Source organism: Mycobacterium sp. NPDC050551 (assembly GCF_040674075.1).
In the GTDB taxonomy this organism is placed as follows: domain Bacteria; phylum Actinomycetota; class Actinomycetes; order Mycobacteriales; family Mycobacteriaceae; genus Mycobacterium.
Window position 1 is genome coordinate 393,887 of sequence record NZ_JBFARC010000005.1, and the last position, 21,164, is coordinate 415,050.

The window sequence follows — 21,164 nt, forward strand, 5'->3', positions numbered from 1 at the left end:
GGTCACGGCTTGCCTTCCTCGGACATGGTCGAACAGCGGGTTCACCATATCCTGCCGACGGCGATCACGCAGTGAGGTCGTCACCGCTGGCCTGTTCGAGCAGGCTGCGGCGGTAGGCCTCCATCGCCACCAGATCCCCGAACAGTGCGTGGTAGTCGTCGCTGTGCTCGACCGGCGACATCCGCTGCAGCTTCGACTTCACCTCGGCGATCTGCCTGCCGACCCACACCTCCTGCAGGCGGGCCAGCACTCCGCCGATGTAGCGGGGCAGCTTCTCCTCGTCCTCCACCTTGAAGGCGTCGGCCCCGAGTTCGTTGACGAGGTTGGCCGCGGCCGGTGACGCCGTCTGCTCGCGCACCGCCTCGATCCACTGCGCGCCGGACAGGCCGGCCGAGGTGCCGCCTGCCGCGGCGATGGCCGCACGGACCGCCGCGTACCCGGGATGGGTGAAGCTGTCGACGGTCAACGCGTCGAACACCGGCCCGGCCAGCGCCGGGTACTGCATGGCCGACTTGAGCGCCTCGCGCTGCGGCCACAGCGTCGGGTCGGCCGGATCGGGGCGGGCAGGCGCGTCGGGAGCGGGCCGTGCGGCTCTCGCCGACGCCGACTCCGCGGCGCGCCGCCTGCCCTTGTCGGGCAGGCCGCGCTTCTGCGCCTCCTCGCGGACGCGGCTGAGCACCTGCGCCTCGTCGCTCCACCCGGTCCAGCCGGCCAGCCGGCGCGCGTACTCGTCCCGCAGGGCGTAGTCGCGGATGCGGGCCACCAGCGGCACACACCGGCGCAGCGCGTCCACCTGCGCCTGCGGGTCGTTGTCGAGCGTCTCCCCGTCCGGGATGAGGCTGCGGACCGCGAACTCGAACATCGGGATGCGCCGGGCCACCAGGTCGCGCAGCGCGTTCTCGCCGTACTTCAGCCGCAGGTCGCAGGGGTCCATTCCGTCGGAAGCGATGGCCACGAACGACTTTCCGGCCACCTGCTGGTCGCCGTCGAACGCCTTGAGGGCCGCGGCCTGGCCTGCGGCGTCGCCGTCGAACACGAAGATCAATTCACCGCGGTACCAGTTGTCGTCCATCATCAGCCGGCGCAGCAGCGCGAGGTGCCCGTCACCGAAGGCGGTGCCGCACGACGCCACGGCGGTGGTCTCGTGCGACAGGTGCATGGCCATCACGTCCGTGTAGCCCTCGACCACCACCGCACGGTGCGACTTGGCGATGTCGCGCTTGGCGAGATCGAGCCCGAACAGCACCGCCGACTTCTTGTACAGCACGGTCTCGGGGGTGTTGACGTACTTGGCCTCCATCGGGTCGTCGGCGAAGATGCGGCGGGCGCCGAACCCGATCACCTCCCCGCCGGGTGCCCGGATCGGCCACAGCAGCCTGCGGTGGAAGCGGTCCATCGGCCCGCGCTTACCCTCCCGGGACAGCCCGGCCGCCTCGAGTTCCTTGAACTCGAATCCTTTGCGCAGCAGGTGTTTGGTGAGCTTGTCCCAGCCCGACGGGGCGAAACCGCACCCGAAGTGCGCGGCCGCCGCGGCGTCGAAGTTGCGCTCGACCAGGTATTGCCGCGCCGGGGCGGCCTCGTCGGACTGCAGCGCCTCGGCGTAGAACTCGGCGGCGGCGGCGTTGGCGGCCAGCAGCCGGCTGCGGCTGCCCCGGTCGCGCTGCACGTTCGTGGTGGACCCGCCGGTGTAGGTGACGGTGTAGCCCACGCGGTCGGCCAGCAGTTCGACCGACTCGACGAAGCTGACGTGCTCGATCTTCTGCAGGAACGTGAAGACGTCGCCGCCCTCCCCGCAGCCGAAGCAGTGGAAGTGCCCGTGATTGGGCCGGACGTGGAACGACGGTGACTTCTCGTCGTGGAACGGGCACAGGCCCTTGAGCGAGTCGGCGCCGGCGCGGCGCAATTGCACGTAATCGCCGACGACATCCTCGATGCTCACACGTTCACGAATGGCCGCGATGTCGCGATCTGGTATCCGCCCGGCCACCGATTCAGTCTAGAGGTCGGTCACAACGGCCTGGGCGAGCGCGCTTCGTGCACTCGTTCCAGCCGGCCCTCGGTGTAGGAGGCGATCTGGTCGACCACCACCCGCAGCCGGGCGCCGTCGTCGGACGCCGCGTCGAACTCGGCGGCGAACTGCGGATCGAGACTGCCCGGGGCCTGCGCCCACAGCGTCAGCGCCACCTCCCTGATGCGGGTCCGCTGGTCGGCCTGGATCCGCAGATGCCCGTGGTCGGACATGATGAAGTGCAACGCCAGCATCTTGAGCACCGCGACCTCGGCGCGCACCAGAACCGGCACCGTCAGATCGGTGTCGAACCGGCGCAGCGGGCCCGGCCCGGCCATACCGCGGGTCTCGGTGATGGCGGCGTTGGCGAAGCGGCCGACGAGTTCACTGGTCATGCGCTTGAGTGCGACCGAGGCGGCCAGGGTGCCGTCGTACTTGCCGACGCCGGCCACCACGGGCACCTGCGAGAGCCGATCGGCGGCGGCCAGCAGATCGTCGGTAGCCAGCGTGGGGAAGGACTCGGCGCCCAACCGGGCCAGTACCGCCGCCGCGTCGGCGTCGGCCAGCACCCGCAGGTCGATGCGTCCGGAGATCACGCCGTCCTCGACATCGTGCACCGAGTAGGCGACGTCGTCGGCCCAATCCATCAGCTGCGCCTCCAGGCACGGCCGGTCGGCCGGCGCCCCGCTGCGTACCCAGTGCGCTGCGGCGAGGTCGTCGTCGTAGAACCCGAACTTGCGCCGTTCCCCGGTGCGCTGCCACGGGTACTTCGTCACCGCGTCGAGCGCCGCCCTGGTCAGGTTCAGCCCTGCACCGCGCCCCTGGGCGTCAAGCACTTTCGGTTCGAGCCGGGTCAGGATCCGGAAGTTCTGGGCGTTGCCCTCGAATCCGCCGAAGGCCGTGACGATCTCGTCGAGCGCCCGTTCGCCGTTGTGCCCGTAGGGCGGATGGCCGATGTCGTGGGCGAGGCCCGCCAGGTCGACCAGGTCGGGATCGCAGCCCAGCCCGACGGCCATCCCGCGGCCGATCTGCGCCACCTCCAGCGAGTGGGTCAACCGGGTGCGCGGCGTCTCCCCCTCCCGCGGTCCGACCACCTGGGTCTTGTCGGCGAGCCGGCGCAGTGCTGCGCAGTGCAGCACCCGCGCGCGGTCGCGGGCGAAGTCGGTGCGGTGTTCGGTGTCGGCGCCCGGCAACCCGGCACCCTTGGGGTCCTCGACCACCAACCGCTCGCGGTCGAACGAGTCATAGGTCTCCCGATATGCATCCACCGACGCTCAGTGTGCCAGGGTCGTCCGGCGGGACATGCCGTCACGCCTGGTGGCCGATCAGCCGACCGACACTGGGCAGCGGCGCCGCACGGCGGCGCTCGCCGAAATAGAGCAGCTCCCAGAGCGTTTGACCGTGTACCGTCGCCGATCGAGTCGGGGTGCCGTGCTCCACGGTGACGTCGCCCGTGAAACGCAGGTAGGCGCCCGCGGCACCCAGATCGAGCGTGAAGGCGTCACGGCGGTGTTCGAACGTCACACCGAACCGCGCGTCGCCTTCGGCGAGCCGGTATTCGAGTCGCCTGGCCACCGGGACTCCGGTCTCGTGTTCGACCGTGTCGGTGCCCGAGAACGCAACGCGATCCGCACCCACGGCCGAGGCCAGGATCTCACCGCCCTTGGCGACCATGACCGCAGGCAGCCGGGCGTGGTCGTAGGTGTCGCGGCTGACGAAGTTCAGCGTGACGACGGTGTAGTCGCCGGCCCGCGCCCGGCCCCAGTACCAGTGGTCGAGCACCTTGCGCGGTGCGACGTTGCCCCAGTTGTGGTCGTGATACCCGGTCCCCGAGGCCCGACGTGTCTGCCCGCCGATCGAGATGACCGCATCGGCCGCACCGCGGGCGCACATCGGAAGCCACGCGATGTGGTGCTGCTCCTGCTCGCCGAAGAAGACGTGACCGGTCTCGGGCCGCCATGGCGGCACCTCCGGTGACAGCGTGAAATCAGCGGTCATGTCGCCGATCTCCACGTGGATCACGTATCCCGCCGCGTCGCGCCGGAATACGTTCCGCCCGATCCGGACGTTGCAGTCGTCCTCGGCCGCGGTGAAGTCCGCGGGTTCGCCGACGTATGTCCAGTCGGTCCTGACGCCGTGCGGGTCGGTCAGCGTGAGCAACACGAACGGGGTCAGCGGCGCCTTGGGAGACACGTACGGCGGCTTGGTGTGGAACTCCACGGTCACCGTCGACCCGTCCTCGAGGTGCGCATCGAAGTACCACCACTCGAAGGTGCCGTCCGCGGCAGCGGTTCGCAGACCGTCCTCCCATGGGTCGATCCTGTTGCGCACCAGCCCCAGTCGGTCGTAGTGGCGGTCGAGCGTACCGATCAATGCGTTGGTCATGTGGTGACGCTAAGCCCGCCGATGACCACAAATGCGACAGCAGGGATACCATTTGCGACATGCATGTCGGGGTCGTGGCCGTGTCCGCCTGTTGGGACTCGGGACTGGTGACGCTGCTGGACGTGCTGCGCGGCGCCAACACGGCCGCCGCCCAATTGGGCCGCGACGTTCCGCGGATAGCCGTGTCGACCGTCGGCGTGGACGACGAACCGGTCCGGACGGCGGGCGGTTTGACGGTGCCGATCGACATCACCCTCGACGATCCACGGCTGGATTCCGTCGACCTCCTCGTGGTCCCCGCCCTGGCCGTGAATTCGGCCAACGGGATCGTCGACGCCCTCCTGCGCGAGGATGTGCGGGCAGTTCGGCGCACCGTGCTGGACTGGACACGCGCGGGCCGGCGGCTGGCCGCCGCGTGCACCGGCACCTTCGTCCTGGCCGACGCGGGCGTACTCGACGCCAGACTGGCGACCACCAGTTGGTGGCTGGTCGACGAGTTCACCCGGCGCTACCCCCGGGTCACCCTCGACATGACGCGCATGGTGGTCGCCGACGGCGTGATCACCACTGCGGGCGCGGCGTTCGCTCACATCGATCTCGCGATGCACATCGTCGCGTCGGCCAGCCCTCAGCTCGCCGACGCGACGGCGGCGCTGCTGCTGATCGATCAGCGGCCGGCCCGCAGCGTCGACACCGCCCGCACGTATCTCGAGACGAGCGATCAGCTGGTCATCGACTTCGAGGCCTGGATCAGGACCAACCTCGACCGCGACATCAGCGTGCCCGACGCGGCGCACGCCATCGGCACGTCGCGACGCACCCTGGAACGCCGCGTCCACGACCAACTCGGCCTCACGCCGTACGCGCTGATCCAGAGGCTGCGAGTGGAACGCGCTGAGCACTTGCGTCGAACCACGTCGCTGAGTTCCAGTCAGATCGCGGGAATGGTCGGTTACCGCACGCCATCGTCATTGCGTCGGTCGATCCGGGCATTCCGCGGCGTGGGCGCTGATTCGCCCGGCGAGTCACTACATTGACCACCATGCGTCTCGCCCGCCTGCTCAGCGTGGTGTGCGCCGTCCTCACGGTCGGCGTCCTCATCGTCCCGAACGCCGCCGCCGAACCACCGTTCCGGGTCCCCGACTACATCACCGACAACGCCGGCGCGCTCGACAGGGTTCAGCGCGCCGAGGTGCAGGCGGCCGTCGACCGCCTCTACGACACCCGCGGCACCCGGTTGTGGGTGGTCTACGTCGAGCGGTTCGGCCAGGATGCGGTCGGCTGGGCCGACACGACGACACGCGTCAGCGATTTCGGCGACCACGACGCGCTGCTGGCCATCGCGGTCGTCGAACGCGCCTTCGCATTCCGTGTGCCGACCACCGTGATCGGCCAGTCCGACGCCGATCGGCTGCAGCGCAACGAGATCGAGCCGATGCTGCGCCGCCAGGACTGGGCGGGCGCCGCTGTCGCCGCTGCCGAGGGCCTCGACGTCGACGCGCCGCAGCCGCTGCACGTGTCGCCGCTGAGCATCGTGGCCGTGCTGGCGGTGGTCGCCGTCGCGGGGCTGCTGCTGTGGTGGTCGACGCGCCGACGCCGTCGCAAACGCCGCGTCGCCGAATTCGAGGCCGCCAAGCGGGTCGACCCGACCGATCCTCGAGCGCTGGCCGGCGTGCCCATCGACGCGCTCGACGACCTGTCCAAGGCGATCGTGGTCGACGTGGACAACGCGGTACGCACCAGCGACGGTGAACTGGAGATGGCGGTCGCGGAGTTCGGCCCGCAGCGCACCGAACCATTCGTACGTGCCGTGGCGACGGCCAAAGCAGCGCTGGCGCAGGCCTTCTCCGTGCGACAGACGCTCGACGACGCGATTCCGGAAGCGCCACTGCAGCGTCGCGACCTGCTGACCCGGGTGATCGTGTCCGCGGCCACCGCCGATCGCGAACTCGACGCCCAGAGCGAGGCGTTCGAGCAGCTGCGTGACCTGGTGATCAACGCGCCCGATCGGCTCGACACGCTGACCCAGCAGATGGTCGACCTGACCGCCCGGATCGCGCCCGCCGAGCAGACCCTCGCCGGCCTGCGTGCCCAGTTCGACCCCGCCGCACTGTCTTCGGTCGCCGGGAACATCGACGCGGCCAAGGAGCGACTCGCATTCGCCGATCGCCACATCACCTCGGCGCGGGCGCTGGTGGCGCGGCCCGCAGGCGACCAGATCGGCCTGGTGGACGCCGTGCGTGCGGCCGAGTCGGCGCTGGCCCAGGCCCGGATGCTGTTCGACGCGCTCGACAGCGCCTCGGGCGACATCAACCGGGCGGTGGCTAGCCTGCCCGCGGCGATCACCGACCTGCGCGCCGGCATCGCACACGCCGGCAGCCTGCTGCAGAAGCCGGACACCCCGCAGGCCGCCGAACTCACCGCCGCGCTCAAGAAGGCCAACGACGCGGTGCGGGCCGCCGAAGCCGGCGGCTCGACGGATCCTCTGGGCACCTTCACGACGCTGACCAAGGCCGACGCCGAACTCGACCAGTTGCTGGCCAGCGTGCACGAGCAGCGCGAAGCCGTGGAACGGATGATCCGCGCGCTGGACCAGGCAGTGGTGACCGCGCAGTCGCGGATCCGGGCGGTGTCGGACTTCATCGATACCCGCCGCGGCAGCATCGGCCCGGAGGCGCGCACCCGCCTGGCCGAAGCGAACCGCCAGCTCGAGGCCGCCCAGGCCAAACGCGGCGCCGACGTGAACGAGGCCCTCGCACACGCCAACGGCGCGTCGATGCTGGCCGCTCAGGCGCAGACGCTGGCCAACGACGACGTCTACGCCGCGCAGCAGAACTTCACCTCACACCATCCCGGCGGCGGGTCCGACCTCGGCGCGGTGATCGGCGGCATCATCATCGGCAACGTGCTGCGCGGCGGGTTCAGCGGAGGCTTCGGCACGAGCGGCTGGAACGGCGGGTACGGCGGCGGCCGCGGAATGGGGCGGTCGACGTCGTTCGGCGGCTCGTCACGGTCGTCGGGCCGCAGCTACAGCGGTGGCGGCGGCCGCTTCTAGGCCCCGGTTCCTGGCGCGAGCGGGAGGGAACGTCAGGCGCCCTTGAGGCGGACGGCCAGGTAGTCCGAGACCTCCGACAGCGCGACGCGGTCCTGCGTCATCGCGTCGCGCTCACGGATGGTCGCCGACTGGTCCTCGAGCGAATCGAAGTCGACCGTGACGCAGAACGGCGTGCCGATCTCGTCCTGGCGGCGGTAACGGCGCCCGATCGCCCCGGCGTCGTCGAACTCGACGTTCCACGACTTGCGCAGCTCGGCGGCCAGGTCGCGGGCCTTCGGCGACAGGTCGGCATGCCGGGACAGCGGCAGCACCGCGGCCTTGACCGGCGCCAGGCGCGGGTCCAGCTTGAGCACGGTGCGCTTGTCGACGCCGCCCTTGGCGTTGGGCGCCTCGTCCTCGGTGTAGGCGTCGACCAGGAACGCCATCAGCGACCGGGTCAGGCCGGCCGCGGGCTCGATGACATACGGCGTGTAGCGGGTCTCGGTGGCCTGGTCGTAATACGACAGGTCGACACCGGAATGCTTGGCGTGCGTGGACAAGTCGAAGTCGGTGCGGTTGGCCACGCCCTCGAGCTCACCCCACGGGTTGCCCGCGAAGCCGAACTTGTACTCGATGTCGACCGTGCGGTCGGAGTAGTGCGACAGCTTGTCCTGGGGATGCTCGTAGAGCCGCAGGTTGTCGCGGTCGATGCCGAGGTCGACGTACCACTGAAGCCGGGTGTCGATCCAATACTGGTGCCACTCGGGCGCCGTGGACGGCTCGACGAAGAACTCCATCTCCATCTGCTCGAACTCCCGTGTGCGGAAGATGAAGTTGCCCGGGGTGATCTCGTTGCGGAAACTCTTGCCGATCTGGCCGATGCCGAACGGCGGTTTGCGCCGTGACGTGGTCACCACGTTGGCGAAGTTCACGAAGATGCCCTGGGCGGTTTCGGGCCGCAGGTAGTGCATGCCCTCCTCGGTCTCGATCGGGCCGAGGTAGGTCTTGAGCATCATGTTGAAGTCGCGCGGCTCGGTCCACTGACCCTTGGTGCCGCAGTCCGGGCAGACGATCTCGGTCATCGGCACGGCATCAGGGTCGTCGAGCCCCTTCTTCAGGGCGTACGCCTCCTGCAGGTGGTCCTGCCGGTGCCGCTTGTGGCAGTTCATGCACTCCACGAGCGGATCGTTGAACACCTCGACGTGGCCCGAGGCCACCCACACCTCGCGGGGCAGGATGATCGCGCTGTCCAGCCCGACGACGTCATCGCGGCCGGTGACCACCGACCGCCACCACTGCCGCTTGATGTTCTCCTTGAGCTCCACTCCCAGTGGCCCGTAGTCCCACGCCGACTTCGTGCCGCCGTAGATCTCACCCGACTGATAGACCAGGCCACGGCGTTTCGCGAGGTTCGCAACGGTGTCGATGATGGATGCCACGGTGCATCAGCGTAGCGACACCCGGCGGACCGATTGACATGCGTATCCCTGCATGTATTGTTACCGGTCATAATGAAAACCATTCCCACTATTGCCGACGGGGGCGCGGACGACGGCGGCGGACTCGCCGACCACGGCCACCAGCACGGCATCGCACCGATGCCCGAGCTGCCCGCACGTGAGGTGCTCGAGACCGCGGGCGAGCTGTTGCGCGCGCTGGCCGCACCGGTCCGTATCGCGATCGTCCTGCAGCTGCAGCAGTCCCAGCGTTGCGTGCACGAGCTGGTCGACGCGCTCGGCGTGCCGCAGCCACTGGTGAGCCAGCACCTGCGGATCCTCAAGCAATCCGGCGTGGTGGCCAGCGAGCGGTCCGGACGCGAGGTGCTGTACCGCCTCGTCGACCACCACCTCGCCCACATCGTGGTCGACGCCGTCGCGCACGCCGCCGAGGATCCGCGATGACCGGCACCGGCGTGCGGGCCACCCGGCAGCGTGCGGCGATCACCGAACTGCTCGGCGAGCTCGACGACTTCCGGTCAGCCCAGGAATTGCACGACGAGCTGCGCCGCCGCGGCGAGGGCATCGGCCTCACGACGGTCTACCGCACACTGCAGGCGATGTCCGCCGCGGGCGTCGTGGACACCCTGCGCACCGACACCGGCGAGTCGGTGTACCGGCGCTGCTCCGAACACCACCACCACCATCTGGTGTGCCGGACGTGCGGGGCGACCGTCGAGATCCAGGGCCGGTCGGTGGAGACGTGGGCCGCGGACATCGCCCGCAGGCACGGCTTCTCCGACGTCAGCCACACCATCGAGATCTTCGGGGTGTGCGGCGCCTGCGCCTCGTCAGCCGAGTAGCGCGCGGCGCACGTCGGCGCCGGCAGCCAGCACCATCATGATCAGCGTGCGCAGCGCCTCGTCGGACAGCCCGTTACCCGGAAAGTTGTAGCGCAGCAGCACGTCCGCGGTCTTCTTCGAATTCCGCTTCGCCGACGCGGCCACCGCGGCCTCGCCGCTCTTGGCCGCCAGTGACACCGTCCCCAGCAGCGTGCCGTGTGCGTGCTCGGCGACCTTCGCCCGCAGTTTCGCGTCCAGCGGCTGGTCCCACACCAGCATCTGGGTCAGCGCCACCAGGTCCAAGCCCTCGGCGACGGAGACCACCCGCAGCGACGCGAACGTCTCGTCGTAGTGCACCGTGATCGCGCCGTCGGATTCCTGCACCACCGGCAGTGCCTCGGTGAGCGCCGACGCCAGCCGCTGCGGCAGGTCGGGTGCGGTCACGCTCTGCCGAAGCGACGGTTGCGGCTGACGTACTCCTCGCACGCCGCCCACAGGTCGCGGCGGTCGTAGTCCGGCCAGAGCTTGTCCTGGAAGACGTACTCCGCGTAGGCGGACTGCCACAGCAGGAAGTTGCTCGCACGCTGCTCCCCCGACGTGCGGATGAACAGGTCCACGTCCGGGATGTCGGGCCGGTGCAGATGCTTCGCGAACGCCGCCTCGGTGATGCGGCCGGGCTTGACCTTGCCGTCAGCGGCCTCCTGCGCGAGCTGCCGCGCGGCCTCGACGATCTCGGTGCGACCGCCGTAGTTCACGCAGTAGTTGATCGTGATGACGTCGTTGTCGACCGTCATCTCCTCCGCGATGTCGAATTCCTTGCTCACGCTGCGCCACATGCGCGGGCGGGACCCCACCCAGCGCATCCGCACGCCCATGTCGTTGAGGTTCTCCCGGCGGCGGCGCACCACCTCGCGGTTGAACCCCATCAGGAAGCGCACCTCCTCGGTGCTGCGCTTCCAGTTCTCGGTGGAGAAGGCGTACACCGTCAGGTGCTTGACGCCGATCTCGATCGCCCCGCAGGTGATGTCGATCAGCACCGCTTCGCCCATCTTGTGGCCCTCGGTGCGGTGCAGTCCGCGCTGCGTGGCCCAGCGGCCGTTGCCGTCCATCACCACGGCGACGTGCTGGGGCACCTGGTCGGCGGGGATCTTCGGCGCGGCTGCCTTGCTGGTGTGCTGCGGCGGGCGGCAGAACGGGCCGTTGGTCTTCGGCGGCAATTCGGGGAACACCACCGGCCACGTCGACTTGTCGGGAAACGTGGGATAGTCCTCAGGCGCCGGGCCGAGTTGCGGGAATTCGCCTTTCCGCGCCCTCTTCTTGCGCTCAGCCGCCTGCGGCAAGCTGTTCGCCTGGTTCGTCGCCACGGTGGACATCCTGCCCCAACCGCGCCATGCGGTGGTCGGCGACCGTGCGATCCATCCGATAGAAACGCTCGACCAGCGGCAACGTCTGCAACTGTCGCTCCAGGTGCCACTGCAGATGTGCCGCGACCAGTCCACTGGCCTGGCTGCGGTGCGACGACGTCGACGCCTCGGCCGCATCCCAGTCGCCGTCGTGCAGCGCGGCCATCAGGTCCACCACCCCCTGCGGCGGCGTCACCGACCCCGACGGCCTGCAGTGCACGCACACGCTGCCGCCCGCGGCGACGTGGAACGCCCGGTGCGGACCCGGGGTTGCGCACCGGGCACACTCGGTGAGCGCCGGCGCCCACCCGGCGATTCCCATGGCACGCAGCAGGTAGGCGTCGAGCACCAGCTCCCGTGGGCGGCTGCCCTCGGCGACTGCCCGCAGCGCCCCGACGGTCAGCCGGTGCAGCGCGGGCACCGGTGCATGTTCCTCGCCTGCCAGCCGCTGCGCGGTCTCGAGCACCGCGCAGGCGCAGGTGTAGCGGCCGTAGTCGCTGACGATGTCGCTGGCGAACGCGTCGATGGCCTGCACCTGGGTGACGATGTCGAGGTTGCGGCCCGGGTGGAGTTGAACGTCGATGTACGCGAACGGCTCCAGCCGGGCGCCGAACTTGCTGCGGGTACGCCGCACGCCCTTGGCCACCGCGCGGACCAGCCCGTGGTCGCGGGTGAGCAAGGTGACGATGCGGTCGGCTTCGCCCAGCTTGTGTTGGCGCAGCACGACAGCGCGGTCCCGGTACAGCCGCATCGCAACAGTCTTCCACCACGCCACGACAAGGACCGGTAAGCACGCCGATAGGCTCGGCGGTGATGCTCGACTCGCCATCCTCCCGCGCACCCCGCACCGCCTTCCCCACCCTCACCGACCAGCTCTACCAACTGGCCAGCGGTGCGGTCAGCTCGGTCGAGCTGGTCGACCGCTCGCTGGCCGCGATCGAGGCCAGCCAGCCGACACTCAACGCCTTCCGGGTGGTGCTGGCCGACCAGGCCCGCGCCGACGCCGTCCGGGCCGACCGCCAGCGGGCCGCAGGCGCGCAGCAGCCGCTGCTCGGCATCCCGATCGCGGTCAAGGACGACGTGGACATCGCCGGGGTGCCCACCCGCTTCGGCGCCGACGGCACCGTGCGCCCGGCGCGTGAGGATGCCGAGGTGGTGCGCAGACTGCGGGCCGCCGGCGCGGTCATCGTCGGCAAGACCAACACCTGCGAGCTCGGCCAGTGGCCCTTCACCAGCGGGCCGGCTTTCGGCCACACCCGCAATCCGTGGTCGCGCGACCACACCCCCGGCGGCTCGTCGGGCGGCAGCGCCGCCGCGGTGGCCGCCGGACTGGTGACCGCGGCGATCGGTTCCGACGGCGCGGGCAGCGTGCGGATCCCGGCGGCGTGGTGTCACCTGGTCGGCATCAAGCCGCAGCGGGGCCGGATCTCCACCTGGCCGCTGCCCGAGGCGTTCAACGGAATCACGGTCAACGGCGTGCTCGCGCGCACCGTCACCGATGCCGCACTGGTCCTCGACGCGGCGTCGGGCAACGCGCCGGGCGACCTGCACCGACCGGAACCGGTCCGGGTGTCGGACTATGTCGGACGGGCTCCCGGCCCGCTGCGGATCGCGATGTCGACGAAGTTCCCGTTCACGGTGTTCCGGGCCAAACTGGACCCGGAGATCCGAGACGCGATGCAGCGCATGGCCGGCCAGCTCGAACAGCTGGGTCACGTCGTGAAGGCCGCGGACCCCGACTACACCGTCGGCATGTCATGGAACTTCCTGTCGCGCAGCACCTCCGGACTTCTGGACTGGGCCGAGCGGCTCGGTCCCGGCGTCGAACTGGACAAGCGCACCAAGGCCAATCTGCGCACCGGCCGGCTCTTGTCGGAGCATGTCCTGCGCAAGGCGCGGGCCCGGGAGGCCGCGGCGAGGCGGCGGATCGGGTGGATCTTCAACATCGCCGACGTGGTACTCGCGCCGACCACCGCCCTGCCTGCGCCGCCGGTGCACGACTTCGACCGGCGCGGCGGGCTGTCGACCGACCGCACGATGATCAAGGCCTGCCCGGTGACGTGGCCGTGGAACCTGCTGGGGTGGCCGTCAATCAGCGTGCCCGCCGGGTTCACCTCCGAAGGGCTGCCGATCGGCGTTCAGCTCATGGGTCCCGAAGCGAGTGAACCGCTGTTGGTCTCGTTGGCCGCCGAACTGGAGGCGATCAACGGTTGGGGCAGGCGGCAGCCGCCGCGGTGGTGGGACGCGCCCCGGTGATCCGCTAGAAACCCAAGCGGCCCAATTGTTTCGGATCGCGCTGCCAGTTCTTGGCGATCTTGACCCGCAGCTCCAGGTACACCTTGGTGCCGAGGAGCTTCTCGATCTGCAAGCGGGCAGCGGTGCCGACCTCGCGGAGTCTGGCACCGCCCTTGCCGATCACGATGCCCTTCTGGCTGTCACGCTCGACGTAGAGGATCGCGTGCACGTCGATGAGGTCATCCCGATCCTCGCGCGGGTTGATCTCCTCGATCACCACGGCCAGGGAGTGCGGTAGCTCGTCGCGCACCCCTTCGAGGGCGGCCTCGCGGATCAGCTCGGCCATCAGCGTCTCCTCGGGCTCGTCGGTCAGCTCGCCGTCGGGATAGAACGCCGGGCCCGGCGGCAGCTTGGCGGCGAACACGTCGATGAGCACGTCGAGCTGCTCGTCGGCGGTGGCCGACACCGGCACGATCTCGGTGTCGGGACCCACCAGCTCGCTGACCGCCATCAGCTGCGCGGCGACCTTCTCCTTGGACACCTTGTCGATCTTGGTGACGATCGCGACCAGCGTGGTCCTCGGCGCCACCGCCTTGATCTGCTCGAGAATCCACCGGTCACCGGGCCCGATCGCCTCGTCGGCGGGGATGCACAGCCCGATCACGTCGACCTCGGAGTACGTATTCTTCACCAGCTCGTTGAGCCGCTGCCCCAGCAGCGTGCGCGGCCGGTGCAGGCCCGGGGTGTCGACGAGGATGATCTGGAAGTCGGTGCGGTGCACGATGCCCCGGATGGTGTGCCGCGTGGTCTGCGGCCGATTCGAGGTAATCGCCACTTTCGTGCCCACCAGCGCATTCGTCAACGTGGACTTGCCGGTGTTCGGCCTTCCGACGAAACACACGAAGCCCGAATGGAATTCGCTCACCCGGTGACCGATCCCGCCCGGTCGGTGACGATGACCGCGGCGCCCGGCGACAACTCGCGCACCGCGGCGACCCCTGCGTCGTCGGCCGCCCCGCCGACGAGCACGGCCGCCTCGAGACCCGTTGCACCACTGGACACCGCTGCCGCCACCGCGGCCTGCAGGGCGGTCAGCTGCAGCGCGGTCAGACCGACCGGCGCGCCCGCGTAGGTGCGGCCGTCGGCGTCGCGCACCGCGGCTCCGCTCGCCGCCTCCGCGCGACCCATCGCCCCGCGGGCGAGCACCACCAGCTTGGCGTCCTCGGCGTCCAGACCGCTCATTCGCTCTCCTCGTCCTCGTCGGCGGCGGGCTCGGGGCTCACCAGCACGGTGCCGACCCGCACCCGGCCGCGGTGGTCCGGGCCCCCCTCGGCCCGCAGTCGCAGGCCGTCCCAGGTGACCTCGGCGCCGGGCAGCGGCACCCGGCCGAGCTCGAACGCCACCAGACCGCCGACGGTGTCGACGTCGAGATCGTCGTCGAACTGCATGTCGTAGAGCTCGCCGAGGTCCTCGATCGGCAGTCGGGCCGACACCCGGAAGTGCCTCTCCCCCAGCTCTTCGACGGGTGCGACCTCGTCTGTGTCGTACTCGTCGGCGATCTCGCCGACGATCTCCTCGAGCACGTCCTCGATGGTCACCAGTCCGGCGATCGCGCCGTATTCGTCGACCAGCAGCGCCATGTGGTTGCGGTCGCGCTGCATCTCCCGCAGCAACTCGTCGAGCGGCTTGGAGTCCGGCACGAACACCGCAGGGCGCATCACCTCGGTGACCGACGTGTCGCGGCCACCGGTGACTGACGTGTAGGTCTGCTGCACAAGGTCTTTGAGGTAGACGACGCCGATGATGTCGTCGACGTTCTCGCCGATCACCGGGATCCGCGAATGCCCGCTGCGCACTGCGAGCGACGTCGCCTGCCCGGCCGATTTGTCACGCTCGATCCACACCATCTCGGTGCGCGGCACCATCACCTCGCGCGCCGCGGTGTCGCCGAGTTCGAAGACCGACTGGATCATCCGGCGCTCGTCGTCGGCGACGACGCCGCTCTGCTGGGCAAGGTCGACGACCTCGCGCAGCTCGATCTCCGAGGCGAACGGGCCGTTGCGGAAGCCGCGGCCGGGGGTCAGGGCGTTGCCGATCAGCACCAGCAGCCGGCTGATCGGGGTGAGCAGGATCGACAGCGCCTGCATCGGTATCGCGCTGAACAGGGCGATCTGGTACGCGTGCTGCCTGCCGAGCGTGCGCGGGCCGACGCCGACGGCCACGAAGCTGACCACGACCATGATCGCCGCCGCGGCGAACAGGCCCCAGCTCACCCCGAGGTGGCCGTCGAGGTAGGCGACCAGCAGCACGGTCGCGCTGATCTCGCAGGCGATCCGCAGCAGCACGATCAGGTTGATGTAGCGCGGCCGCTCGGTCATCACCTTGGCCAGCCGCACCGAACCCGGACGCTCGTCGCGCATCAGCTCTTCGACACGGGCCATCGACACCGTGCTCAATGCCGCGTCAATGGCCGCGAAGGCCCCGCCCAGGACGACCAGGACGATGGCACCGATCAGCTGGGGTATACCGGTCATGGGTGTCCGCCGCCGTCAGGGATGGTCGAAATATCGGGACTCGTCGATCAACCGACGGTCCTTCTGGGTCTGCCGGTCCTGGTGGTACGCCTCGACCTGATCGGCCACCCACCCCTCGAGCAGTCGGCCCTGCAGGGCGAACATCTCTTTCTCCTCGTCCGGTTCGGCGTGGTCGTACCCCAGCAGGTGCAGGACCCCGTGCACCGTCAGCAGCGCCAACTCGTGACCGAGCGAATGTCCGGCAGCCTCAGCCTGTTTGGCGGCGAACTCGGGGCACAGCACGATGTCGCCGAGCATGGCCGGGCCGGGATCGGGCGCGTCGGGCCTGCCGCCCGGTTCGAGCTCGTCCATCGGGAAGCTCATCACGTCGGTCGGGCCGGGCAGATCCATCCAGCGCATGTGCAGGTCGGCCATCGCCGAGGTGTCCAGCAACACCATCGACAGCTCGGCAGCGGGGTGCACCTTCATCTCCCCGATGACGAATTTCGCGACGCTGATCAGTTCCTCTTCGGCGACGTCGATGCCCGACTCGTTGGACACCTCGATACTCACGGCGGCTACCGCCTGGAGCGGCCGCTGGATGCGCGCCGCTCCGCCCGGTTCATCAACGCGGACTCCTCGGATCTGGCGTAGGCGTCGACGATGTCGGAGACCAACCGGTGCCGCACGACGTCGGCGCTGGTGAGCTCCGCGAAGTGGATGTCGTCGATGTTGTTCAGGATCCTGGCCGCTGCCTGCAGGCCGGATGTGGCGCCGCCGGGCAGGTCCATCTGGGTGATGTCGCCGGTGACCACCATCTGGGCGCCGAAGCCCAGCCGGGTCAGGAACATCTTCATCTGCTCGGCCGTGGTGTTCTGCGCCTCGTCGAGGATGATGAATGCATTATTAAGCGTTCTACCACGCATGTACGCCAGCGGCGCGACCTCGATGACGCCCGCACTCATCAGCTTCGGGATCAGCTCGGGGTCCATCATGTCGTGCAGCGCGTCGTACAGCGGCCGCAGGTACGGGTCGATCTTCTCGCTCAGCGTGCCGGGCAGGAAGCCGAGACGCTCACCTGCCTCCACCGCAGGGCGGGTCAGGATGATCCGGCTGACCTGTTTGGACTGCAGCGCGTTGACGGCCTTGGCCATCGCCAGGTAGGTCTTGCCGGTGCCCGCCGGCCCGATGCCGAAGACGATGGTGTGCGCGTCGATGGCGTCGACATAGCGCTTCTGGTTCAGCGTCTTGGGCCGGATGGTCTTGCCGCGCCGCGACAGGATGTCCAGCGTCAGCACCTCGGCCGGTGACTCGTTGCCGGTGCCGGTGAGCATCGCCACGCTGTGCCGGATGGCGTCGGGCGTGAGCCGCTGACCGCTGCCTGCGATGGCCAGCAGTTCGGAGACCACCCGCTCGGCGAGGGCCACGTCGGCCGGCTCTCCGGTCATGGTGAGGGAGTTGCCGCGGACGTGGATGTCGGCGGTGAGGAGTTCTTCGAGTGCGCGCAGGTTCTCGTCGGCGGAACCGAGCAGTCCCATGACGAGGTCGTGCGGAACATCGATGCTGCTGCGCACCGGTGCGGCCGGTGCCGGGCCAGCGTTCGTCTCGCGTGGCGTCACGTGGGTTTTTCTGCCTGCTTCCTGGTTGCTCTACGGGCGCTCTTGACAGCCCAGTCTACCGCCGGGTACCGACGGACCCCAATGCATAACCGAAGCACGGGTACCGCCGCGGCCGCCTGCTGGACTGCCGGCGCGGTCGGCTATCTGCTCGCCGAGACCATCGCCGCCGTGCACTACCCCGGCTACAGCTACGTGCACGACGCGATCAGCGACCTCGGCACACCGCAGTCCCCCTCGGCGGTCCTGATGAATGCCGGGTTCTGCCTGCAGGGGGCGATGTTCCTGCTCGGCGCCGTGCTGGCGGTTCGGGCCGTTCGACCGCCCCGGCCCGCGCCGGTGCTGGCCTGTGCGGCGGCGAACGCCGCGGGGAACGTGCTCGTCGCGACGGTGCACAGCGGCGCGGGACCCTGGCACGTCGTCGGAGCGGTGCTGGCGATCGCCGGCGGCAACCTGACCGCTCTGGCCGCCGCCCGCATGCTGCGCCCCGCCGCCGTCCGGTGGGCGTCGGTGGGACTCGGCGTCACCGGATTGGTCTGCGCCGCGATGTGGGTGGTCACCGACCGGCTGCCGGGTCCGGTCTGGGAGCGGGTCAGCGTGTACACCATCATCGCCTGGCAGCTGCTCGCAGCGGCGGCACTACTGCCAGCGCTGCGTGAGCGCACCCAGGGCGCCGAGCGCGACGGCGGCCGCCGTTGACGTCCGCAGCACCGACGGGCCCAGCCGCACGGCCTGCGCGCCCGCGCCGGTGAGCGCGCTCACCTCGTCGTCGGTGATGCCGCCCTCCGGGCCGATGATCAGCATCAGTGAAACTGCCTGCGCCACGGCGACTTCGGTGATCGGCCGGCTCGCCGACTCATGCAGTATCAGTGCGGTGACCGCCGCATCGGCGCGCAGCCGGCTCACCAGGTCGGCCGTCGACAGCACCCCGGTGACGGCCGGGATGAACGCGCGGCGGGACTGTCGAGAGGCCGCCCGCGCCACGGCTCCCCAGCGCCGCAGACCCTTGTCCACCTTCGCCGCGGATTCCCAGCGCGCCACGCAACGCGCCGCCTGCCAGGCCACCACCGCGTCCGCTCCGGCCTCGGTGGCCAGTTCGACGGCCAGCTCCGAGCGCTCGGACTTCGGAATGGCCTGCACCACGGTGACCGACGGTGCGGCGGGCGCCACGGCGCGGCGCTGCAGCACCCGCGCGGTGAGGCGGCCCTTGCCGGTCTCGGTGACCTCACAGTGCGCGACGACGCCCGCGCCGTCGCCCAGGTCGAGCCGCTCACCGACCCTGATCCGCCGCACGTTGGCGGCGTGGAAGCCCTCGTCGCCGTCCACAATCACCGGCAGCCCCTCGGCGGGGACCGCGTCGACGTAGAACAGCGCGTCGGTCATCGAGGGCGAATGGGCGGCTCAGCGGCCGCTGAACGTCTCGCGCAGGCGGCTGAACAACCCGCCCGATGCCGCAGGCGACTGGGTCGAGCGGACCTCGGCGGCGTCGCGGACGCGGTGCTCCTTGAGCTGGCGGAGCAGCTCGGTGTCCTGGGTGTCCAGCCGGGTCGGCACCACCACGTCGATGTGGGCGTGCAGATCGCCACGCACTCCCGAGCGCAGATGGGGCATGCCGTGGCCGCGCAGGGTGACCACCGCCCCGGGCTGGGTGCCTGCCGGGATCGTGATCTCGGTCGGGCCGTCGAGAATGGCGTCGACGGTCACGGCGGTGCCGAGTGCGGCGTCGATCATCGGCACGGAGACGAAGCAGCGCAGGTCGTCGCCGTCGCGGACGAACACGTCGTGTGGCTTCTCGTGTACCTCGACGTAGAGGTCGCCGGCCGGCCCCCCGCCGGGTCCGACCTCGCCCTGGGCGGCCAGCCGCACCCGCATGCCGTCGCCGACGCCCGCGGGGATCTTCACGCTGATGTCGCGGCGGGCGCGTACCCGGCCGTCGCCGCCGCAGCGGTGACACGGGTCGGGGATGACCTCACCCACGCCTGCGCACACCGGGCACGGCCGGGACGTCATCACCTGGCCGAGCAGCGAGCGCTGCACGGTCTGCACCTCGCCGCGGCCGCCGCAGGTGTCACAGGCCACCGGGGTGGAGTTGCCGTGCGTGCCCTTGCCCTTGCAGAGGTCGCAGAGCACCGCGGTGTCGACCGTGACCTGCTTGGTCACGCCGGTGGCGCACTCGGTCAGGTCGAGCCGCATCCGCAGCAGCGAATCCGATCCGGGCCGGACCCGCCCGACCGGGCCGCGCGATCCGCCGCCGCCGCCGAAGAACGCCTCGAACACGTCGCCGAGGCCGCCGAACCCGCCGCCGAATCCGCCGTTGGCGCCGCCGCCCGCGGTCTCCAGCGGATCACCGCCGAGGTCCACGATGCGCCGCTTCTCGGGATCGGAGAGCACCTCGTAGGCGACGCTGATCTCCTTGAACCGCGCCTGGGCGGCCTCGTCGGGATTGACATCGGGGTGCAGTTCGCGCGCGAGCCTGCGGTAGGCGCGCTTGATCTCCGATTCACTCGCGCCCTTGCTGACTCCGAGCAAGCCGTAATAATCGCGTGCCACGCTTCGCCTGTTCTGTCCTGTCGCCGGCCCGTCCGGGCTCAGCGGCTGCCTAAGACTTCGCCGATGTAGAGAGCAACCGCAGCGACATTAGCGATAGTTCCCGGATAGTCCATTCGTGTGGGCCCCAGCACACCCATGCCGCCGTACACCTTGCCCGAACTGCCGTACGCCGTGCTGACCACCGACGTGCCCGCCATCTGCTCGGCCTCGGTCTCGTGGCCGATGCGCACGGTCACCTTGCCTGCCTCCTGCTGCACGGCCAGCAACCGCAACACCACCACCTGCTCTTCGAGCGCCTCGAGCACGGAGCGCAACGAACCGCCGAAGTCGGCGGTGTTGCGGGTGAGGTTGGCGGTACCGCCGAGCAGCAGCCGTTCCTCCCTGTGCTCGACCAGCGTCTCCACCAGCACGGTGGCGGACCGGCCGACCGCGTCGGACAGCCCCCCGGAACCGTCGAGGTGCGCGGCCAGATCGGAGACCGCCACGGTCGCCGCCGAGAGCGGCTTGCCCTCGAGCGCCTGGCCGAGCAGTTCGCGCAGCTTGGAGAGCTGGTGGTCGTCGATCGCGTCGCCGAGTTCGACGATGCGCTGGTCGACCCGCCCGGTGTCGGTGATCACCACCAGCAGCAGCCGCGCCGGGGTCAGCGCCACCACCTCGAGGTGGCGCACCGTGGAGGTGGTCAGCGTCGGGTACTGCACCACCGCGACCTGCCGGGTGAGCTGTGCCAGCAGCCGCACCGCGCGGCGCAGCACGTCGTCGAGGTCGACGCCGTTCTCCAGGAACGTCAGGATGGCCCGCCGTTCCGAGGACGACAGCGGCTTGACCTCGTCGAGCCGGTCGACGAACTCGCGGTAGCCCTTCTCGGTGGGCACCCGGCCCGAGCTGGTGTGCGGCTGGGTGATGTACCCCTCGGCCTCGAGCACAGCCATGTCATTGCGCACGGTGGCGCTCGACACGCCCAGGTTGTGCCGCTCGACGAGCGTCTTGGAGCCGATCGGCTCCTTGGTGGTCACGAAGTCGGCGACGATGGCCTGCAGTACCTCGAACCGACGATCGTCGGCACTTCCCATGTGTTCACCTGCCCCTGCCACTCGAGTTTGACACCATTTTACGGTGACCGGCGCCGCGACCTCCGCGCGAGC

General features: G+C 69.9%; 21 protein-coding genes. 6 read left to right on the forward strand and 15 right to left on the reverse strand.

What is annotated here, in order from left to right:
- Positions 1-64: 64 nt before the first annotated feature.
- From dnaG to AB0K11_RS21660, 3 genes are read right to left on the reverse strand one after another with little or no spacing between them, the layout of a single operon-like run.
- A complete protein-coding gene (dnaG, locus tag AB0K11_RS21650; RefSeq protein WP_364981522.1) occupies positions 65-1,987 on the reverse strand; it encodes a DNA primase in 1,923 nt (640 codons plus the stop codon).
- Positions 1,988-2,007: 20 nt separating this feature from the next.
- On the reverse strand, positions 2,008-3,276 hold the full coding sequence (locus AB0K11_RS21655; protein ID WP_364981525.1) for a deoxyguanosinetriphosphate triphosphohydrolase: 1,269 nt from the start codon (positions 3,274-3,276) through the stop codon (positions 2,008-2,010).
- Positions 3,277-3,316: 40 nt separating this feature from the next.
- Entirely contained in the window at positions 3,317-4,393 is a 1,077-nt protein-coding gene (locus tag AB0K11_RS21660; protein ID WP_364981527.1) for a hypothetical protein, read from the reverse strand.
- A 59-nt stretch (positions 4,394-4,452) separates the two neighbouring features.
- Between AB0K11_RS21660 and AB0K11_RS21665 the strand changes: the two genes are divergently transcribed.
- Positions 4,453-5,430: a helix-turn-helix domain-containing protein gene (locus tag AB0K11_RS21665; RefSeq protein WP_364981530.1), complete on the forward strand. Its 978-nt coding sequence runs from the start codon at positions 4,453-4,455 to the stop codon at positions 5,428-5,430.
- Positions 5,431-5,435: 5 nt separating this feature from the next.
- Complete coding sequence (locus AB0K11_RS21670; RefSeq protein WP_364981532.1) at positions 5,436-7,448, forward strand: TPM domain-containing protein; 2,013 nt, start codon at positions 5,436-5,438, stop codon at positions 7,446-7,448.
- A gap of 32 nt (positions 7,449-7,480) precedes the next feature.
- Here AB0K11_RS21670 and AB0K11_RS21675 read toward each other — a convergent pair whose 3' ends face one another.
- Positions 7,481-8,866 carry a glycine--tRNA ligase gene (locus tag AB0K11_RS21675; RefSeq protein ID WP_364981535.1) on the reverse strand — a complete coding sequence of 462 codons (1,386 nt, stop codon included), beginning with the start codon at positions 8,864-8,866 and terminating at the stop codon, positions 7,481-7,483.
- 159 nt (positions 8,867-9,025) lie between these two features.
- On the opposite strand from AB0K11_RS21675, the gene AB0K11_RS21680 reads away from it, so the two are divergent.
- The gene (locus AB0K11_RS21680) at positions 9,026-9,328 is read left to right on the forward strand and encodes a metalloregulator ArsR/SmtB family transcription factor (protein WP_264012738.1); all 303 of its coding nucleotides are present in this window, start codon (positions 9,026-9,028) and stop codon (positions 9,326-9,328) included.
- Entirely contained in the window at positions 9,325-9,726 is a 402-nt protein-coding gene (locus AB0K11_RS21685; protein ID WP_364981538.1) for a Fur family transcriptional regulator, read from the forward strand. Before AB0K11_RS21680 ends, AB0K11_RS21685 begins: the two co-directional genes overlap by 4 nt.
- On the opposite strand, the gene AB0K11_RS21690 is transcribed toward AB0K11_RS21685, so the two are convergent.
- The 3 genes from AB0K11_RS21690 to recO are packed head-to-tail and all read right to left on the reverse strand — an operon-like array spanning position 9,715 to position 11,859.
- Positions 9,715-10,149 (reverse strand): hypothetical protein, encoded by a 435-nt coding sequence (locus tag AB0K11_RS21690; RefSeq protein WP_364981541.1) that lies wholly within the window; start codon positions 10,147-10,149, stop codon positions 9,715-9,717. The genes AB0K11_RS21685 and AB0K11_RS21690 overlap by 12 nt on opposite strands.
- Positions 10,146-11,045 carry a decaprenyl diphosphate synthase gene (locus AB0K11_RS21695; protein ID WP_364981897.1) on the reverse strand — a complete coding sequence of 300 codons (900 nt, stop codon included), beginning with the start codon at positions 11,043-11,045 and terminating at the stop codon, positions 10,146-10,148. The genes AB0K11_RS21690 and AB0K11_RS21695 overlap by 4 nt, the downstream gene beginning before the upstream one ends.
- Positions 11,029-11,859 carry a DNA repair protein RecO gene (gene recO, locus AB0K11_RS21700; protein WP_364981543.1) on the reverse strand — a complete coding sequence of 277 codons (831 nt, stop codon included), beginning with the start codon at positions 11,857-11,859 and terminating at the stop codon, positions 11,029-11,031. Before recO ends, AB0K11_RS21695 begins: the two co-directional genes overlap by 17 nt.
- Before the next feature lie 62 nt (positions 11,860-11,921).
- On the opposite strand from recO, the gene AB0K11_RS21705 reads away from it, so the two are divergent.
- A complete protein-coding gene (locus AB0K11_RS21705) occupies positions 11,922-13,364 on the forward strand; it encodes an amidase (protein ID WP_364981546.1) in 1,443 nt (480 codons plus the stop codon).
- A gap of 4 nt (positions 13,365-13,368) precedes the next feature.
- On the opposite strand, the gene era is transcribed toward AB0K11_RS21705, so the two are convergent.
- From era to AB0K11_RS21730, 5 genes are read right to left on the reverse strand one after another with little or no spacing between them, the layout of a single operon-like run.
- Positions 13,369-14,268, reverse strand: a complete 900-nt coding sequence (gene era / locus AB0K11_RS21710; protein WP_364981549.1) for a GTPase Era — start codon at positions 14,266-14,268, stop codon at positions 13,369-13,371.
- Positions 14,265-14,585, reverse strand: coding sequence for a cytidine deaminase (locus AB0K11_RS21715; RefSeq protein WP_364981552.1), 321 nt, complete (start codon positions 14,583-14,585; stop codon positions 14,265-14,267). The genes era and AB0K11_RS21715 overlap by 4 nt, the downstream gene beginning before the upstream one ends.
- Positions 14,582-15,877 carry a hemolysin family protein gene (locus AB0K11_RS21720; RefSeq protein WP_364981554.1) on the reverse strand — a complete coding sequence of 432 codons (1,296 nt, stop codon included), beginning with the start codon at positions 15,875-15,877 and terminating at the stop codon, positions 14,582-14,584. Before AB0K11_RS21720 ends, AB0K11_RS21715 begins: the two co-directional genes overlap by 4 nt.
- A gap of 15 nt (positions 15,878-15,892) precedes the next feature.
- Positions 15,893-16,429 (reverse strand): rRNA maturation RNase YbeY, encoded by a 537-nt coding sequence (ybeY, locus tag AB0K11_RS21725; RefSeq protein WP_364981557.1) that lies wholly within the window; start codon positions 16,427-16,429, stop codon positions 15,893-15,895.
- A gap of 5 nt (positions 16,430-16,434) precedes the next feature.
- Complete coding sequence (locus AB0K11_RS21730; RefSeq protein ID WP_364981560.1) at positions 16,435-17,475, reverse strand: PhoH family protein; 1,041 nt, start codon at positions 17,473-17,475, stop codon at positions 16,435-16,437.
- An 81-nt stretch (positions 17,476-17,556) separates the two neighbouring features.
- Here AB0K11_RS21730 and AB0K11_RS21735 point away from each other — a divergent pair, with 81 nt between their 5' ends.
- On the forward strand, positions 17,557-18,171 hold the full coding sequence (locus AB0K11_RS21735; RefSeq protein ID WP_364981563.1) for a DUF998 domain-containing protein: 615 nt from the start codon (positions 17,557-17,559) through the stop codon (positions 18,169-18,171).
- On the opposite strand, the gene AB0K11_RS21740 is transcribed toward AB0K11_RS21735, so the two are convergent.
- The 3 genes from AB0K11_RS21740 to hrcA are packed head-to-tail and all read right to left on the reverse strand — an operon-like array spanning position 18,112 to position 21,092.
- Positions 18,112-18,855, reverse strand: a complete 744-nt coding sequence (locus AB0K11_RS21740) for a 16S rRNA (uracil(1498)-N(3))-methyltransferase (RefSeq protein ID WP_364981566.1) — start codon at positions 18,853-18,855, stop codon at positions 18,112-18,114. The genes AB0K11_RS21735 and AB0K11_RS21740 overlap by 60 nt on opposite strands.
- Positions 18,856-18,873: 18 nt before the next feature.
- Positions 18,874-20,022, reverse strand: a complete 1,149-nt coding sequence (dnaJ, locus tag AB0K11_RS21745; protein WP_364981569.1) for a molecular chaperone DnaJ — start codon at positions 20,020-20,022, stop codon at positions 18,874-18,876.
- Positions 20,023-20,060: 38 nt separating this feature from the next.
- Positions 20,061-21,092 (reverse strand): heat-inducible transcriptional repressor HrcA, encoded by a 1,032-nt coding sequence (hrcA, locus tag AB0K11_RS21750; protein WP_264011528.1) that lies wholly within the window; start codon positions 21,090-21,092, stop codon positions 20,061-20,063.
- Positions 21,093-21,164 lie beyond the last annotated feature (72 nt).